Annotated in this window: 8 protein-coding genes; 2 read left to right on the top strand and 6 right to left on the bottom strand. The window is 62.8% G+C overall.

Features of this window, described 5'->3' with window-relative positions; translation table 11 throughout:
* Positions 1–71: 71 nt before the first annotated feature.
* Complete coding sequence (locus tag K1X80_RS06440) at positions 72–5,783, top strand: membrane-targeted effector domain-containing toxin (protein ID WP_220172742.1); 5,712 nt, start codon at positions 72–74, stop codon at positions 5,781–5,783.
* 92 nt (positions 5,784–5,875) lie between these two features.
* On the opposite strand, the gene K1X80_RS06435 is transcribed toward K1X80_RS06440, so the two are convergent.
* Positions 5,876–6,187 carry a hypothetical protein gene (locus K1X80_RS06435; RefSeq protein WP_057437975.1) on the bottom strand — a complete coding sequence of 104 codons (312 nt, stop codon included), beginning with the start codon at positions 6,185–6,187 and terminating at the stop codon, positions 5,876–5,878.
* 4 nt (positions 6,188–6,191) lie between these two features.
* On the bottom strand, positions 6,192–10,088 hold the full coding sequence (gene purL / locus K1X80_RS06430; RefSeq protein WP_115127489.1) for a phosphoribosylformylglycinamidine synthase: 3,897 nt from the start codon (positions 10,086–10,088) through the stop codon (positions 6,192–6,194).
* A gap of 287 nt (positions 10,089–10,375) precedes the next feature.
* On the opposite strand from purL, the gene mltF reads away from it, so the two are divergent.
* Positions 10,376–11,836, top strand: a complete 1,461-nt coding sequence (gene mltF, locus K1X80_RS06425) for a membrane-bound lytic murein transglycosylase MltF (protein WP_128593877.1) — start codon at positions 10,376–10,378, stop codon at positions 11,834–11,836.
* Between the two features lie 138 nt (positions 11,837–11,974).
* Here mltF and K1X80_RS06420 read toward each other — a convergent pair whose 3' ends face one another.
* The 4 genes from K1X80_RS06420 to treC form a co-directional block, all read right to left on the bottom strand.
* Positions 11,975–12,259 (bottom strand): PTS transporter subunit EIIB, encoded by a 285-nt coding sequence (locus K1X80_RS06420; RefSeq protein ID WP_057960555.1) that lies wholly within the window; start codon positions 12,257–12,259, stop codon positions 11,975–11,977.
* A 2-nt stretch (positions 12,260–12,261) separates the two neighbouring features.
* Positions 12,262–14,793, bottom strand: coding sequence for a phosphoenolpyruvate--protein phosphotransferase (gene ptsP, locus K1X80_RS06415; protein ID WP_200661024.1), 2,532 nt, complete (start codon positions 14,791–14,793; stop codon positions 12,262–12,264).
* Positions 14,794–14,962: 169 nt separating this feature from the next.
* Positions 14,963–16,183, bottom strand: a complete 1,221-nt coding sequence (locus K1X80_RS06410) for a carbohydrate porin (RefSeq protein ID WP_057444517.1) — start codon at positions 16,181–16,183, stop codon at positions 14,963–14,965.
* Between the two features lie 72 nt (positions 16,184–16,255).
* The gene (gene treC / locus K1X80_RS06405; protein WP_120731751.1) at positions 16,256–17,902 is read right to left on the bottom strand and encodes an alpha,alpha-phosphotrehalase; all 1,647 of its coding nucleotides are present in this window, start codon (positions 17,900–17,902) and stop codon (positions 16,256–16,258) included.
* Positions 17,903–17,950: the final 48 nt, after the last annotated feature.

Raw genomic sequence — 17,950 nt, 5'->3', positions numbered from 1 at the left:
TATCTACCGCCCTGCCCAGGGCACGGCTGCCCATGCTGAGGGTTCTTATCCTCAGCATGGAGAGCGTGCCTGTGAGCACCACATCCCCAACCTTTGAAGGCATCAAAGGCCACCTCAATCAGATCGGTCATCACCTGCTTCAAGTCGATGCGCCGCTAGTGCCCGAACACAAACCCTCTGCTGCACTGGCCTATCTGGAAAAACTCAACGGCATGCTGATGTCCTATCGGCAGCTGTATCTGAACAAGAGCCGGCCGCTCTACCGAGGGCTTACCCAGAGCAACCTGGCCAGCCGCGTGGCAACGCTCAAGACCACGCTCAACGCCCATCTGCAGCACCTCGACCGCTATGAGCAGATAGATGGCAAGCCACGCAAATCCTTTATGACCTTTGAAGCCGGGTACGTCGCCCTGGCCCATGCAACAACCCTCAGTGCCGAGGACCGCCTGTTGCACCCGCAACAGCAGGCCTTGCTTGGGCGTATAGCGCAGGGCATAACCCTGCGCCCGGGGCTGTATGCACTGACCTTGCGTTATCAGGAACAGAGCGTCGAGCTGGCGGGGGCCTTCGTGGTGACCGAGAAGTCCAGCCCGGTGCCCAGCGATCTGAGTTCTGCACTGCCCCTGGGTGAGGTAATGCTGTTTACCCCCACCCGCGGGATCGAGTGCCTGGGCTCCCTGGCGCACTTGAATACGCACTTGCGCCAAGGCATGGACGATGCCGAGCAACGGCGCGACTTCATGCAACTGCTGCCCGTGCGTTATCGCGATATAACACCGGCCGCGATCTGGCCGCTGGAATTGACGCCGATCGACAAGACCCCGCTGTTTGAACACACCGACGCCGCCCTGATCGCCAAGCGCACCCAGGACATCGAGCGGGCGCTGAGCCTGGTCGACAATCCGCAGCCGTCAGCCGCTCAACTGATCAGTGACCTGGATCGCGCCATCAGCGCCTCTGTGCCGGACATCAGCCCACGCCTGGCATGGCGCGCCCGCCGCTTGCTGGAGCGCTACCTGCGCCAGAGCGCACCGGACTGGTACCGCAGCGCCAGTGCAGACCGTCGGGCCACACTCGCCACCCACTTGGCGAGCTACAACGAGGCACGCCAGCATCTGCTCGACCTGCTGAGTCCGGTCACCAGCCCCGAGGCACTGGCCCGCTACCAACTGCTCGAACGCCTGAGCGATGAGCTGGACATCCAAGACCTGATGCCCGAGCACCTGGTGATCAACACCCGGCGCTACGTGGACCCCATCGGCGAGTACGAACATGACCGCAACCTGATCGACCTGGCCCTGCGCGGCCTGCAAACCGGCGATGCACTGGCGGGCTCGGACTTTCTCAACAAAACCACACTCACCTACCGGGATGCCGTGTTGCCCAAGGCCTATCGGGACCTGACACCCGCCTGGCTGGCGCAGACGCTGAGCACCCTGCAGCCACGTATCGACTTTGCCGACGCCCAGCAGCAGATGCACGGCAAACCCGCCGTCAGCCGGGCAATCGAACAGATGCTCGACCAGCGGATCAACGCGCTGGCCTACACGGCCTTGCTTCAGGGGCACCTCACTGAAGAGGACTTCCAGTTGGTGCAGAGCCTGCGCCAAGACACCGACCCGCGCCTGAGCGCCGCCACCCTGTCGCTGCACGAAGCCCAGTTGCAGGATATGTGGGTGCTGCGCCAGACCGATGCCAACGGCACCGTGATCCGTGTGCTGTTATGCACCCCCGAGGCACCGCGCGAGCAGCAGTTTCAGGCATTCGACAGTGAGATCGCGTGCCAGAACCATATCCTCGGCTGGAGCCAGGACAGCGGCGGCCTCACCGACTACCTGATCAAGCGGGTTGCCCTGCGTTTTCGCGATGCAATGAAACAGGTATTGACGGGCCTGAGCTTCAAGTTTCACGCCCGGGAATACACACAGATCCGCTTTGGCAATATCGGCAAGCATGCCGACTGCCTCCAGACCATGTCGGCCCATGTCCTGGCAACCCGGGTCGATGACTATGAATTCGGCACCCCGAACTGGTATCGCTCCACCAGCGTCGACAACCGCCAGAAACTGCTGAAACTGGCGCAAGACAGCGAAGGTGCACTGCAGGCCTACAACGACTTCCCGTTGTCCGATGCACACGTTCCCGGCTTCTCCACCTACGTGCACGAACGGGCCAGAAAACGCCTGAACGAACTGCTCGGACGCCATCAGAACGACATCGACCCCGATACGGTCTGGGCCTTCTCGCCCCCGGCGCTGCTCGCCTCATGGACCCCCACCCCCCTGACCTACACCCAGCTGTACCGCGATGGCTACGCCGACGGCGTAGGCTTTCTTGAGCAGAAATTTTCGCGCGCCGCTCGCTTCAAAGGCCCGCCCGGTGTTGACCTGAGCCCGCTGACCGCTGAAAAGGTCGCCCGCTCGATCACCGGCACCTGGGTTGGCCAACACTACATCAACGAAGTCAAACGCCGCCTGCTCAACGCCGGCAGTGCCGACTATGCCTTGCGGCGCAATGCCACCCTGAGCATTACCCAACGGCAGATGCAGAACGCCGCCCTGGAATGCCGCCTGCAAGGGCATATCGCCGGGGTCGATGGCGACTGGCTGGAACGCAGCATTGCCAGCATGGGCGATACTCGCACCGAGGTCCGTGGCACCTACGCCCTCCACCGCTTGCTGGTAGACGGCGAATGGGTGATCGATAACTTCCTCTTCAGCCACGCCGGTTTCCCGACGTTGCTTTACACCCCAAACGCACCCGACGGCATCAGCTTTCGTGAGGCGCGACAGTTCAACTATCTGCTGAAAAAGACTCCCGGCATGGTCGGCTATTTCACCCTGCGGGTCGGTGCTCAATCCCAGGCGCGCGTACGCAGCTTCCTGGAAGAGGCCAAGGCGCAATTACCCGAGGACTTGAATAAAACCTCCGTGAGTCCGCCGCGCTACGACTCGACCCACGGGCAAACCCCATTACTGGATCTGCGCCAGGCGCTGTACGACATGAAGCAGCAGCGCAAGATTGACGACGTTGAAGGCACCACGGCGAATCGCAGCCAGATGATCAGCGGTATTCTGTGGACCTGCGTGGAGTGGGTCAGCGGTATCGCTACCGCGCCGTTCCCCACCCTCAGCCTGAGCCTGGGCATGCTGTTGGCATTCAAGGACGGCATGCTGGCGCTGCACGCCTATCAGCAGGGCGATACGGGGGCGGCCGTGGAACACTTGATCGGTTACGTGCTCAACAGCGCCGGGGCGGCCTTTACCGATCTGCGCCCGGCCCTGGTGTCGCTCAAACAACTGGTAAAACCGGCCGTGCGCCCGGCCACCGAGGCTGCGGCGGCGCTGAACGAGGTCTTGAAGCTGATCCAGCCACTAGAGCCCAAGCCGCTGGCGCTTGAGGACATGCAAGCCGTGCTGTTCGGTGGCGAAAGCCTATGGGCAAAAAAGACCCCCGACCCGATCGGCCGCTATTTGCTGTACCGCCTGGACCCGGCGACCGGCAGACTGGTTTCCACTACCCGCCTCGCCGCCCCCGATGCGCAAGGCGTCTGGCGGCGTACCGGGGTGACTGGCGGCGCGCCGAAATATGAAAAGCTGCCCGAGCCACCCGAGCCATTGAAGAACTATGAAATCCCGGCAAAGTACGCGGGCAAACTGGAGCTGGCCCTGAACCCGGATGTACGGGCCGGGATAGTGCAGCGAACCGAATGGGAGTTCGGCTCCCGGGACGTCGCACTGGAGAATGCTGCCCGAGACTTGAAAGCGGTGCGCGCCGCCTACTTGCAACAGGCCGAGCAACTGACAGCCGACGCCCGCCACTTTTTCAAACATCTCGACCCACTGCCGGCCCGCGCCGATGTGCCGGCCATCGGCGCCGACACGTCCTTCTCGCAATGGATCGCCAGCAATGCCTTTGCCGGGAACAAGCCCCTGGTCATCGGCGCGATACCCGGCTCCATTGCAGCTAAACAACTGCTGATCACGCAGATGGACAGCTTGCTCAACCAAGGCTTCAAACACCTGTACATCGAGCACCTGCCAGCCGATATATTCCGGGCGAAACTGGAGAAGCTGAACAGCGGGAAATCCTGGCAACATATCCAACGGCACCTGAAAACCATCGATACCGCCTTGGGTTTTGCCGAGAATGCCGAATACTCCTACGTGGCCCTGGTGCGCAAGGCCCAGGCAAAGGGCATGAAGATCAGGGCCCTGGACGCATCCACCTCCTATCTACTGGATGACGTCCTGCAAATGGCCGACACCCCGACCACCACGCCCCGGGACAACGGGATCAGGAACTTCTACTCCCACAAAGCCCTCGAGACCGACGCCATCGGCACACCCGGTGAGCGCTGGGTGGCCCTGGTGGATTCATCGCGCCTGCGCACTTTCGATGACACCCCCGGCCTGGCCGACTTGCAAGGTGCCGTTGCCCTGCGGGTGGACGACGTGGCCCCGGGCCAACCCGTGGGGATCTGGCTCGACACCGCCGGTGCCATTGCGGGCGATCCCTTGGCCAAGGGCGATTACCGCCTGGCCCTGCAGACCGCGTACAAGGCACCCGAACCCGCAGCGTCGTCCAGCGCGGCGACTGCCGCGGTCGTGACGCATTACAGCGACTACGACATTCCCCTACCGCTCAGGGACAACCTTGCGCAACAGATCGTCGCCCACCGCGGGTTGGACAGCCGCTACTTTGCGCTGAATCCGCACGAGCGCGAAGCATTCCAGGCCTTCCAGAGCGCCAGGGATCGCCTGAGTAGCGATGCCCAGGCCTACCTGGCCAGCCAGGTACCGCCGGCAAGGCCAGACCCGGCCGAACTGGCCGCCCACACGACCCCAGAGGCATTTCTGGAAAAACTGCGTCAAAGCGAGTTCCCGGGACTGATCCTTGGTGAAGGGCACCAGGAGCAATCCAGCAAGCGCTGGCTGCGCGACCACATGAAAAAACTCAAGGAACTGGAGTTCAAGACGCTGTACGTCGAACACCTGCTGACCGATATGCATCAGGCGGACCTGGACATGTTCCTCAGTACGCAACGGCTGCCGGACACACTCAAGCGCTACCTCACACGGCTGGATCGCGGCCATATGCCAGGCTACAACGGCGACGATACCTACACCGAAGTCATCCAGGTGGCGGCCAGGCATGGCCTGCGCATCCGGGCCCTGGACTGCACGGCCAGTTACCACGTCAAGGGGCTGCGGGACACGGTGCAGTCGCGCAACCAGATGTTCAGCTACTTCGCATCGCAGGTGATCAAGGCCGACCAGGCGGCCCACGGACCGCATAAATGGCTGGCCTTCATCGGCAGCGCCCACACCAACATCAACCTGGGGGTGCCCGGCCTGGCGGAGCTGCAAGGCGCCGTCAGCCTGCAAATCCGGGACACGGCCCCGGCACTGGCGCAGAACATTCGCCCCGGCACCTGGGAGACGTTTGCCGAAGGCCTGACGCCTTACACCCGAGCCCTGCGCAGCGATTTCATCCTGGACGCCGGCGTAGAAGGCATCAAGGCCCCCTCCCCCTTCGTCCCCGCGGACAGGACACGCCTGAACCGTCCCGGCCTGTTCCTGATCGAACGCCCGTCGCCGGCGCAGAGCAACCTGCTGCATCGTTCCCGCAGCGGGGAAATCGTCTCGACACCGATCAAGGTCGACCACAACGGCCTGTTTTATGTCGAGCGCTGGGAGCCGATGCAGGGCAAGCGGTTCGGCTACGAAAACCTGTTGATCAGCGCCTTGAAGGCTGAAGTGGGGCTGGTGCCCGCACCGTGAGTGATTGAGGCTTGCCCATGGCGGCATGATCGCCCACAAAAAAACCCGCTGGCCAAGTCGGCCCAGCGGGTTTTCTGTCTACAGCCGGCCGATCAGAAATCCGCCAGCTGCCACACCTCATAAGCCGGTGTTTCATAGGGGTGGCTGAGCTTCAACGCAGCGACAACTGCCTTGATCAACTCATCAGCCACCACCAGCTCGACCTTCCATTCTTCAACCACTTCGACCTGGCCCACCTGCCCGATAAACGGCTGGCTGCCGTCCATCGGGCGGAATTGGCCCTGGCCCAGCACTTGCCAGGCACAGCTGTCGTAGTCGCCGATGCGCCCGCCACCGGCCGCGAAGACGGCGCTTTTCACCGCCTCCACATGGCTGTCGGGCACAAAGAAGCTGAGCTTGTACACGGCCTTAGTTCACCCACACACGAGCGTTACGGAACATGCGCATCCACGCACCGTCTTCGTTCCACTCTTCCGGGCGCCACGAGTTCTGCACCGCGCGGAACACACGCTCCGGGTGCGGCATCATGATGGTCACACGACCGTCGCGGCTGGTCAGCCCGGTGATCCCGCGCGGCGAGCCGTTCGGGTTGGCCGGGTAGTTTTCGGTGACCTTGCCGTGGTTGTCGACAAAGCGCAGGGCCACGGTGCCGGACAGGTCGGCTTCGAGCAGCGCTTCTTCGCTGGCGAACTCGGCATGGCCTTCACCGTGGGCAATGGCGATTGGCATGCGCGAACCGGCCATGCCTTGCAGGAAGATCGAGTTCGATTCCTGCACCTGCACCATGGCCACACGGGCCTCGAACTGCTCGGAACGGTTACGCACGAAGTGCGGCCAGAACTCGCTGCCCGGGATCAGTTCGTGGAGGTTGGACATCATCTGGCAACCGTTGCACACACCCAGGGTGAAGCTGTCGTTACGCTCGAAGAAACCCTGGAACGCATCGCGGGCACGGCTGTTGAACAGGGCCGACTTGGCCCAGCCTTCACCGGCACCCAGCACGTCGCCGTAGGAGAAACCGCCGCAGGCCACCAGGCCCTTGAACTCATTGAGGTCAACACGACCGGCGAGGATATCGCTCATGTGCACGTCAATCGCATTGAAGCCGGCACGGTCGAACGCGGCCGCCATTTCCACCTGGCCGTTGACGCCCTGCTCACGCAGCACGGCAACCTGTGGGCGGATGCCTTTCTTGATGTACGGCGCGGCAATGTCCTGGTTGACGTCGAAGCTGAGCTTGGTGCTCAGGCCCGGGTTGTCTTCTTCCAGGATCACGTCGAATTCCTGCTCGGCACAGGCGACGTTATCGCGCAGGCGCTGGATCTGATAGCTGGTCTCGGCCCACTGGCGTTGCAGCAGGCGGCGCTGGCCTTCAAACACGGTGTCGCCGTTGAACACGATGTTGATCACACCGTTGTTGATCGGCTGGCCGACCACGGCCACGCAGTCGCCCAGCCCAGCGGCGCTGAACTGTGCAAGCACGTCCGGGGTGGCGTCCTGGCGCACCTGGATGACCGCGCCCAATTCTTCGTTGAACAGGATGGCAGCGATGTCAGCGGAAGTTTCCGCCAGGCCGTCGAGGTTCAGGCTCAGGCCGCAGTGACCGGCGAAAGCCATTTCCACGACGCTGGTCAGCAAACCACCGTCGGAACGGTCGTGGTAAGCCAGCAGGTGGCCATCGGCATTCAGGCCCTGGATCACGGCGAAGAAGGCTTTGAGGTCTTCGGCGTCATCGACGTCCGGCGCCTGCTTGCCGAGCTTGCCGTGGGTCTGGGCAAGGATCGAGGCGCCCATGCGGTTCTGGCCACGACCGAGGTCGATCAGGATCAGGTCGGTGGTGCCCTTGTCCATGCGCAGTTGCGGGGTCAGGGTCTGGCGGACATCGGTGACTGGCGCAAAGCCGGTGACGATCAGCGACAGCGGCGAGGTAACGCTCTTGTCGGTGCCTTCATCGTTCCAACGGGTGGCCATGGACATGGAGTCCTTGCCCACCGGAATGGTGATCCCCAGTTCCGGGCACAGCTCCATGCCGACTGCCTTGACGGTGTCGTACAGGCGCGCATCTTCACCGGGGTGGCCGGCAGCGGACATCCAGTTGGCCGACAGCTTGATATCGGACAGCTTGCCAATACGCGATGCGGCGATGTTGGTGATGGTTTCACCAATGGCCATGCGGCCCGACGCCGGGGCGTCCAGCAGGGCCAGCGGGGTACGCTCGCCCATGGCCATGGCTTCACCGGTGTACACATCAAAGCTGGTGGCGGTCACGGCAACGTCAGCCACCGGCACCTGCCAAGGGCCGACCATCTGGTCACGGGCAACCAGACCGGTGATGGTGCGGTCGCCGATGGTGATCAGGAAGCTTTTGCTCGCCACGGCCGGGTGGTGCAGCACGCGCTCGATGCTGTCGGTCAGGTCCAGGCTGCTTGGGTCGAAATCATCGCCCAGTTCGGCTTCACGTACCGCCGAACGGTGCATGCGCGGGGCCTTGCCCAGCAGCACTTCGAGGGGCATGTCCACCGGGCTGTTGCCGAAGTGGCTGTCGGTCACGGTCAGTTGCGGCTCGGCAGTGGCTTCGCCGACCACGGCAAACGGGCAACGCTCGCGTTCGCAGATGGCCTGGAAGCGCGCGAAGTCTTCAGGGCCGACCGCCAGTACGTAACGTTCCTGGGATTCGTTGCTCCAGATTTCGTGCGGGGCCATGCCCGGCTCGTCGTTTGGAATATTGCGCAGTTCGAAACGGCCGCCACGGTCGCCGTCATTGACCAGTTCCGGGAAGGCGTTGGACAAACCGCCGGCGCCGACGTCGTGGATAAAGCTGATGGGGTTCTTGTCACCCAACTGCCAGCAACGGTCGATGACTTCCTGGCAACGGCGTTCCATCTCAGGGTTTTCGCGCTGAACAGAAGCAAAGTCCAGGTCCGCCGAGCTGGTGCCGGTGGCCATGGAGGAAGCCGCGCCGCCGCCCAGGCCGATCAACATGGCCGGGCCGCCGAGCACGATCAGCTTCGAGCCGACGAGGATCTCGCCCTTCTGCACGTGGTCTTCACGGATGTTGCCCATACCGCCGGCCAACATGATCGGCTTGTGGTAACCGCGCACTTCATCGCCACGGGGGGTGGTGATGGACTGCTCGAAGGTACGGAAATAACCGGTCAGGGCCGGACGCCCGAATTCGTTGTTGAACGCGGCGCCGCCCAGCGGGCCTTCGATCATGATGTCGAGTGCGGTAACGATGCGCTCAGGCTTGCCGTATGGCACTTCCCACGGCTGTTCGAAGCCTGGGATCTGCAGGTTGGACACGGTGAAACCGGTCAGGCCCGCCTTGGGCTTGGCGCCACGGCCGGTGGCGCCCTCGTCGCGGATCTCGCCGCCCGAGCCGGTGGCTGCGCCCGGGAACGGGGCAATCGCGGTCGGGTGGTTGTGGGTTTCAACCTTCATCAGGATGTGCACCGGCTCCTGCACCGCGCCGTACTGGCGGGTTTCCGGGTCCGGGAAGAAACGGCCGGCGACAGAGCCGACGATCACCGAGGCGTTGTCTTTATAAGCCGACAGAACGCCTTCGCTGTGCATCACGTAGGTGTTCTTGATCATGCCGAACAGGCTTTTTTCCTGGCTCTGGCCGTCGATATCCCAACTGGCGTTGAAAATCTTGTGGCGGCAGTGCTCGGAGTTGGCCTGGGCGAACATCATCAGTTCGATGTCGTGGGGGTTGCGCTGCAAACCGTTGAAGGCGTTGACCAGGTAGTCGATCTCGTCTTCGGCCAGGGCCAGGCCCAGCTCGGTGTTGGCCTTCTCGAGGGCGGCGCGGCCACCGCCGAGCACGTCAATCGCGGTCAGCGGCTTGGGCTCGGCATGGCTGAACAGGCCGGCAGCCTGTTCCAGTTGGCTGACGATGATCTGGGTCATGCGGTCGTGCAGGCTGCTGGCAATCAGCTCGGCTTCGGCATCGCTGAACTGGCCAGCCACGTAGAAGGCGATCCCGCGTTCCAGGCGCTGGATTTTTTCCAGGCCACAGTTGCGGGCGATATCGCTGGCCTTGCTCGACCAGGGCGAGATGGTGCCGAACCGTGGCAGAACCAGGAACAAGCGGCCAGTCGGCTCTTGAACGGGAACGCTGGGGCCGTACTTCAGAAGGCGTGCCAGCACTTGCTGTTCGTCGGCGGTCAAAACGCCGTTAACGTCGGCGAAGTGAGCAAATTCAGCATACAAGCCAGTGACAGCTGGAACCTTCTGGCTCAGTTGCTCAAGGAGTTTGCTGTGGCGAAAGGCAGAAAGGGCAGGAGCGCCGCGCAGGATCAACATCTTCGGGACAGCCTCGGGAAGGGGGTGTGCTTTGAGGCCGTGCATTCTAGCGTAAACCTGCGCCAACGGCACCCGAAACGGTGCCGCTGGCCGCTGCCGAACGTCAGTTGGCACAGATTGCACGGTATCGGGGCGTTTTCCAGGGTGGCCGACGCAGTTATTTTCACCCTCACCATTGCGCCCCAGGCCACGTTTCTGCGGGCTGCAGCACAGTTTCGCAGGCGCTAGCAGACAACTCCCATGCTGTCGAGATATGGCGCCGTGGGCCGTTTGCGTATACTGCCCAGATGTTCTCCCCAACTGCTTTGCGCCCGCGATGTGCCAAATGGCTCCTCGCCACCGGACTCTTCCTGATGCTCAGCGCCTGTGTTGATAAGCCCAGCACGCTCGAGCGAATCAAGGAGGATGGCGTATTGCGGGTGGTCACCCGAAACAGCCCGGCCACCTATTTCCAGGACCGCAACGGCGAAACCGGTTTCGAATACGAACTGGTCAAGCGCTTTGCCGACGACCTGGGGGTCAAGCTTGAAATCGAGACCGCCGACAACCTCGATGACCTGTTCGACCAGTTGGGCAAACCCGACGGTCCGGTATTGGCCGCCGCTGGCCTGGTCAGCAGCGAGCAGCGTAAACAACAGGTGCGCTTTTCCCATGCGTACCTGGAAGTCACCCCGCAGATCATCTATCGCAACGGCCAATCCCGCCCCACCAATGCGGCCGACCTGGTGGGCAAAAAGATCATGGTGCTCAAGGGCAGCACCCATGCCGAGCAACTGGCCGAGCTGAAAAAGCAGAATCCTGCGATTGAATACGAAGAGTCCGATGCCGTTGAAGTGGTCGACCTGCTGCGCATGGTCGATGAAGGGCAGATCGACCTGACCCTGGTCGACTCCAATGAAGTGGCGATGAACCAGGTGTACTTCCCCAACGTGCGGGTGGCCTTCGATCTGGGCAACGCCAGCAACCAGAGCTGGGCCGTGGCTGCCGGTGAAGACAACAGCCTGCTCAACGAGGTCAACAGCTACCTCGACAAGGTCGAGAAGAACGGCACCCTGCAACGCCTCAAGGATCGTTATTACGGGCATGTCGATGTACTGGGGTACGTCGGCGCCTACACCTTTGCCCAGCACTTGCAGCAGCGCCTGCCCAAGTACGAGAAGTTCTTCAAGACCTCGGCCAAGGAAGAAAAGGTCGATTGGCGGCTACTGGCAGCCATTGGTTACCAGGAATCGCTGTGGCAACCGACCGTCACTTCCAAGACCGGCGTGCGCGGCCTGATGATGCTGACCCAGAACACCGCCCAGGCCATGGGCGTGTCCAACCGCCTGGACGCGCGGCAGAGCATCAAGGGTGGCGCCAAGTACCTGGCGATGATCAAGAGCGAACTGGACGACAAGATTCTCGAACCTGACCGCACCTGGTTTGCCCTGGCGGCCTATAACGTCGGCGGCGGTCACCTGGATGACGCGCGCAAGCTGGCGCAAAAGGAAGGCCTGAACCCGAACAAGTGGCTGGACGTGAAGAAAATGCTGCCGCGCCTGTCGCAGAAGCAGTGGTACAGCAAGACCCGCTACGGCTACGCCCGGGGCGGCGAGCCGGTGCACTTCGTGGCCAACATCCGCCGTTACTACGACATCCTGACCTGGGTGACCCAGCCGCAGCTGGAGGGCAACCAGATGGTGGAAGGCAACCTGCATGTGCCGGGCGTGGACAAGACCAAGCCGCCGCAAGATACCCCCCAACTCTGACCCCCGGGTCCGATCAGACAGCACAAAACCCAATGTAGGAGCGGGCTTGCCCGCGATAGCGGTGGGTCAGTTGATGAGTATTTGACTGACCCACCGCTATCGCGAGCAAGCCCTCTCCCACATTTATTTTGTGGTGTTCTACAGGCCAGTGATCAGATGCACCACCCCGCCCGCCAGCACCATCACCGCCGTGATACCCGCCGCCTTCAGCGCCGCCTCGTCCACTAGCGCCGGGTCCTGTAGCTGCACGCGGGTCCGCGTCAACGCCACCCGCTGCTGTGTCTTGAGATTCGCCGCCCCACCCAATGCACTCAGCACCGCCGGCGCCAACATGCCGTCAGCCTTCGGCTCGGCAACCAGCGTTTCCGCCACCAGGTCCGGGGTCAGGGCTTTCCAGAACGCCTGCTGCAATTTCTCGAACATATTCAGTTCTCCACAACCAATGAGGTTTCGACGGTCGCTGCGTGGTACAGGCTCAGAGCCTCGCGCACCTGGGCGGCCTCTTCCAGGTTCAACACCTGGTGGGCGATCAGTTGGCAGTCCGCCAGGTCCAGGTCACGCACGGTGGCCTTGATACTCGGGATCAACGGTACGCTGACAGACAACTCGTCCACCCCCAGCCCGATCAACATCGGCACCGCCAGTGTTTCGGACGCCAGCGCGCCACACACACCCACCCACTTGCCATGGGCATGGGCGGCCTTGACCGTGGTGGCGATCAGGCGCAGCACCGCCGGGTGAAAGCTGTCGGCCTGGCTGGCCAGGCGCGGGTGGTCGCGGTCCATGGCCAGGGTGTATTGGGTCAGGTCATTGGTGCCGATCGAGAAAAAGTCCACATGGGGCGCAAACACATCCGCCATCAATGCCGCCGACGGCACCTCAATCATGATCCCCAGCTTCGGCAGCTCGGCAAGCCCCAGGGCCAGCGCTTCCTCTTCGAGGATCTGCCGGGCCTGATGCAGCTCCGACAACAGGCTGACCATCGGCAACATGATATGCAGCCGCGCCAGGCCCGCGCTGGCAAGGATTGCGCGGAACTGCTCGCGCAGCAGTTGCGGGCGCTCCAGGCACAGGCGAATGCCGCGCAGGCCAAGAAAGGGGTTGGTCTCGCTGTCCATCGGCACATAGGCCAAGGGTTTGTCACCGCCCACATCCAGCGTGCGTACCACCAGATTGCGCTCGGTGCCCAAGACACCGGCAATGGCGCTGTAGGTCTGGGCCTGTTCCTGCGGGCTCGGCGCGCGGTTGCGGTCCAGGTAGAGAAACTCCGAGCGCAACAGCCCGACCCCCTCGGCCCCCAGGACCAGGGCTTGCTGCACCTCCTGCAGCGAAGCGACGTTGGCGGTCACCTCAATATGATGACCATCGCGAGTGATGGCGGCCAAGGCGGCCTGCTGCAGATCGCGCTGGTGGCGCACAACCTGCTGCTCGCGCGCAGCCCGCAGCGTCTCGATCACCGCCAGGTCCGGGTCGAGGTGCAGTTCGCCTTTGTCGGCGTCCAGCAACACGGGCTTGCCATCGGGCAACGCCAGGACCTGGGCCGACACACCGCACATCGCCGGCAAGCCCAGGGCGCGAGCAAGAATGGCGACGTGGCTGGTGGCCCCTCCGGCCACGGTGATAAACCCCAACACCTTGCCCGGATCGAGGCTGGCGGTTTGCGAGGGGGTCAATTGCTCGGCAATCAGGATGGCCTGCTCCGGCAACTCCCAGGCGCCGTCTTGAACCCCGAGAATCAGCTTGAGCACGCGCTGGCCAACATCCGCCATGTCGGCGGCGCGTTCGGCCAGCAGGGGGCTGCCTGATTGCTCGAACAGCCCGGCGGTAGCGAGTGTGGCGCTGTTCCAGGCAAACGCGGCGCTCTTGCCTTCGGCGAGCAGGGCGTGGGCTTGTTCAAGCAGGGTCGGGTCTTCGAGCAATTCCTGATGGGCACGGAAAATCTCTACCTGGGCACTGCCGCCGGGCTTGTCCTGCAACGCCTGCAGCGCCTGGGTTGCAGCGCACAAGCCACGTTCCAGGGCGGCCCGTTCCAGCGCCTCGCCAGCCCCCTCTTCAGGCACATTCAGCTGCGGCTCGGCCACCTGCACCACTTGGCCAAACGCCGAACCGGGCGACGCACAGACGCCGCGCAACACGCTCGCCGACGACAGCGGCGCGACCGGTTTAACCTCCTCGGCCAGCACCGCTACGGTTTCGCCACAGCCCTCCAGCAACAGCGCGACCAGCGCCTGAATCGCCGCCTCGGCGTCCTGCCCCGCCGCGCTGACTTGCAAGGTATCGCCCTGCACCGTCTGCAACGCCATGATCGCCACCAGGGACTTGGCGTTGGCGCTCTGGGTTTGCTTGTGCAGGCAGATGCTCGCATTGAAGCCCTTGGCCGCCTGGGCCAGCACCGCCGCCGGGCGGGCATGCAGGCCGTTGGCATTGGGCAACGTGAGGGGTTTGGAAAACAGTGCGTCGCCCTCCTCTTCCTCGTCGTTGGCCGCACGGATTACCGGGGTCACCCGCAGCAACGGTTGCCCGGCGGCGACGAGTCCGGTGTCCGTCGCCAGCAGCACAAATGGCTCGCCGCTGACCACCAGCATCAGGGTCAGCAAGCTGCGGGCATTGAGCGCGATAAAGTCGGCATCAAACTCGATCAACGGCTGACCCGCCTCGACCCGCTGGCCTTCCTCGACCAGCCGGGTAAAACCCTTGCCCGCCAGGTTCACGGTATCCAGGCCGATATGCATCAGCACCTGCACGCCGTGGTCGTCGGTGACGCTGACCGCATGCCCACTGTCCTGGACATTGCTGATCACCCCGGCCAGCGGCGCGCAGAGGGTCTGCGAGGTGGGGTCGATACACACGCCATCGCCGATCAGGCGACTGGAGAACACCGGATCCGGCACCTGGTCCAGGGGCAACAGCACACCCGCCAGGGGCGCCAGCAGTTCCAGGGGTTGAGTTGTGGTCATGACATCACCTGCTGTTTGGTTCTGTAAAAATCATCGGCCGAGTACAAATCCCGGGGTGAAATGGGCCCCAGTGGGAGCTGGCTTGCCTGCGATTGCATCAATACGGTTGCACTGGAACACCGAGCCGCCGGTATCGCGGGCAAGCCCGGCTCCCACATAAAGCCGGTGTTTATTTCCACCAGTATTCGACCTGCACACCGAAGTTGGAGCCATGCCGCGCGGTGCCGTAGGAGCCGGTGTCGGACAACGCCGAACCCGCCGCCAGTTCATTGGCCGCGCGCTTGGCCGCTTCGTTCCAGGTGGCATAGGTGTAGTACAAACGCACCTCCGGCCGCGCCCAGAAATCCGGGCCTTTGGGCGACCAGGTCGGGGCGAAGGTGAATTTGCTGAGTTTGCGCGTGCCGCCGCTGGCGTCGACCTGATCATGCCCCAGTTCGGTGACCAGCTTGAACTGCTCGCTGATGGCATACGCCGGGCGCACACCGATGGACATCCAGGTCTGGTCCTGGCTGCCGGGGCGCACGTCTTTCTGGTACACCGCCTCGACCTGGCCGCCAAAACGCGGGGTCACTTGCCAGTCGAAAAACTCCACCGCGCGGTAGCTTTTGCTGCTGCGCTCCAGTGCCGTGTTGCCGGTGTAGCCAAGGCCAGTGCCCGGCCCTTCGCCGTACTGCAGGGCGAACTTGTTCTTGCCACCGAGGAACGCGGCCTGCACATGCTGCGCAGTGAGGGCCCAGCCACTGTGGGTGTCGCGCCCGCCCGCCTGTTCGATATAGCTCAGGCCCAGCTCCAGCTCGCCGCCGGGGTTGGTCTTGAAGCCTGCGACGTTGAAGTCGTGACGGGTGGCGTATTCCTTCTGGTACAGGTTGTCCTTGCGCGACAGGGCGTAGCTGTATTTCAGATCGCCGATCAGCACGTCCTCGATGCCACCGCCGGTGGCGCTCTGGTTCCAGTAGTAGAAGTCGGAAATATGGATGTCATTACGTTTGTAGTAGCGCCGGCCGGCCCACAATGAGCCGCCATTGAGGCTGGGCATATTCGACCACTGCGCATACATCTGCGGCATGCGCGCCGAGCCGTTGTTTTCGCCCTGGAACTTCAGCTCGCGGTCGTACTTGTTGTACAGCGAGGCCATGGCATCCACGCTCAGCACCGAGCCGTCATCCAGGGTGAACAGGTCCTGGCGCAACTCCAGCTCGGCATATTGTTCGCATTCGTTGCCCAGGCGGTATTTGGATTGGGCGCCCGGCAGTTGGAAACATTGCTGCGGGCCGCTGCCGGTCGAGGTGCCGGCGCCGCTGCGCAGGTAGCCGGCAAATTCCAGGGCATGCGCCGCCAGGGGCAGGGTCAGACAGGATGCAACGAGGCCCAGCTTTATTGTTGTTTTCATGAAGCGCTCCATTATTTTTTCTTATTTTTTCCCTGTCGGAGCCGGCAAGCCGGCGCCTGAAAAGGGGATGTTTCAGTCGGTCAGGTGCAGCACAAAAGACTCGTAAGGACGCAAGATGACCGTGTCCGTGGGTACCGGGCAGTCGGGGTAGTTGCTGATCAGCAGGCGTTGCTCACTCGCCGCGCTGATCAGGTTGTTGGGCAACTGGATTTCGCAGGGCTGGCCATAGAAGTTGTTCAGCACCAACAGACGCTCGCCATGGCCTTCACGCAGGTACGCCCAGACCTTGTCGTGGTCTTGCAGCAGTTGGCGGTAGACGCCTTCTTGAATCAGCGGCTCAAGGCGCCGCAAGGCGATCAGCGCACGGTAGTGATGCAGTACCGAATCCGGGTCATCCAGCTGGCTCTGGACATTGATCTGCGCCGCATTGGCCGGGATGCCGATCCACGGTTCAGCGCGGCTGAAACCGGCATTGGCCTGGCTATCCCACTGCATCGGGGTACGGCCGTTATCGCGGGATTTCTGCATGATCGCAGCCATGCTCGAGGCCTCGGACTCACCGGCATCGCGCTTGAGGCGGTAGATGTTGAGGGTCTCGACATCACGGTACTGCTCGATGCTGTCGAAGCCCGGATTGGTCATGCCCAGCTCTTCGCCCTGGTACACAAACGGCGTGCCCTGGAGGAAGTGCAAGGCCGTGGCGAGCATCTTGGCCGAGACCACGCGGTGCTCGCCGTCATCACCAAAGCGCGAGACCACCCGCGGCTGATCATGGTTGCACCAGAACAACGCGTTCCAGCCGCCACCGGCCTGCATGCCCAGTTGCCAGTCGGAGAAAATCCGTTTGAGTTGCTGGAAGTCGAAGTCGGCGCGCACCCACTTTTGCAGGTTGGGGTAGTCGACTTTCAGGTGATGAAAGTTGAAGGTCATCGACAGCTCTTTCGACTCTGGTCGCGAGTAGCGAATGCAGTGTTCGAGGCTGGTGGAGGACATCTCGCCGACGTTGATCAGTGCGTGGCCCTCGAACACTTCTCGGTGCATTTCCTGCAGGTAGGCATGCACGTTCGGCCCATCGGTGTAGAAGCGCCGGCCGTCGCTGTTGTCTTCGGGAAAATCCGCCGGCTTGGAGATCAGGTTGATCACGTCCAGACGGAAGCCGCCCACGCCCTTGTCACGCCAGAAGCGCATGAGTTTGTAGACTTCGGCGCGCACCTTGGGGTTGTCCCAATTGAGGTCGGCCTGGGTGTGGTCGAACAGGTGCAGAAAGTACTGGCCGGTCTGCGCCTCGTATTCCCAGGCCGAGCCGCCGAACTTGGATTCCCAGTTATTGGGCTGGTCGCGCCAGATGTAGAAGTCGCGGTACGGGTTGTCGAGGCTGCTGCGCGCCTGCTGGAACCACTCGTGCTCGATGGAGGTGTGGTTGACCACGATATCGAGCATCAGCTTGATGCCGCGCTTGGCCGCTTCGCTGATCAGCAGGTCGCAGTCGGCCATGGTCCCGTAGCTGGGGTCGATGGCGTAGTAGTCGCTGATGTCATAGCCATTGTCGCGCTGGGGCGAGCGCAGGAACGGGGTGATCCACAGGCAATCGACGCCCAGCCACTGGAGGTAGTCGAGTTTATCCACGATGCCCAGCAGGTCACCGGTGGCGTTACCCGCATGGCTGTGGAAGCTTTTGGGGTAGATCTGGTAGATCACCGAGTGTTGCCAGTCTTGCATGGTGGGCTCCTTCAGTAGAGTGGTGTGCTGGTCTTGCGGGCCTCATCG

This window comes from Pseudomonas sp. So3.2b, from assembly GCF_019464415.1.
Taxonomy (GTDB): domain Bacteria; phylum Pseudomonadota; class Gammaproteobacteria; order Pseudomonadales; family Pseudomonadaceae; genus Aquipseudomonas; species Aquipseudomonas shahriarae.
Note: the sequence above shows the minus strand (reverse complement) of the source record. Positions and strands in the feature narration are given on the sequence as shown.

Excerpts from the sequence above, each read along its gene's own strand:
- purL (WP_115127489.1), bottom strand. The coding sequence starts at position 10,088 with ATGTTGATCCTGCGCGGCGCTCCTGCCCTTTCTGCCTTTCGCCACAGC.
- mltF (WP_128593877.1), top strand. The coding sequence starts at position 10,376 with ATGTTCTCCCCAACTGCTTTGCGCCCGCGATGTGCCAAATGGCTCCTC.
- K1X80_RS06420 (WP_057960555.1), bottom strand. The coding sequence starts at position 12,259 with ATGTTCGAGAAATTGCAGCAGGCGTTCTGGAAAGCCCTGACCCCGGAC.
- ptsP (WP_200661024.1), bottom strand. The coding sequence starts at position 14,793 with ATGACCACAACTCAACCCCTGGAACTGCTGGCGCCCCTGGCGGGTGTG.
- K1X80_RS06410 (WP_057444517.1), bottom strand. The coding sequence starts at position 16,183 with ATGAAAACAACAATAAAGCTGGGCCTCGTTGCATCCTGTCTGACCCTG.
- treC (WP_120731751.1), bottom strand. The coding sequence starts at position 17,902 with ATGCAAGACTGGCAACACTCGGTGATCTACCAGATCTACCCCAAAAGC.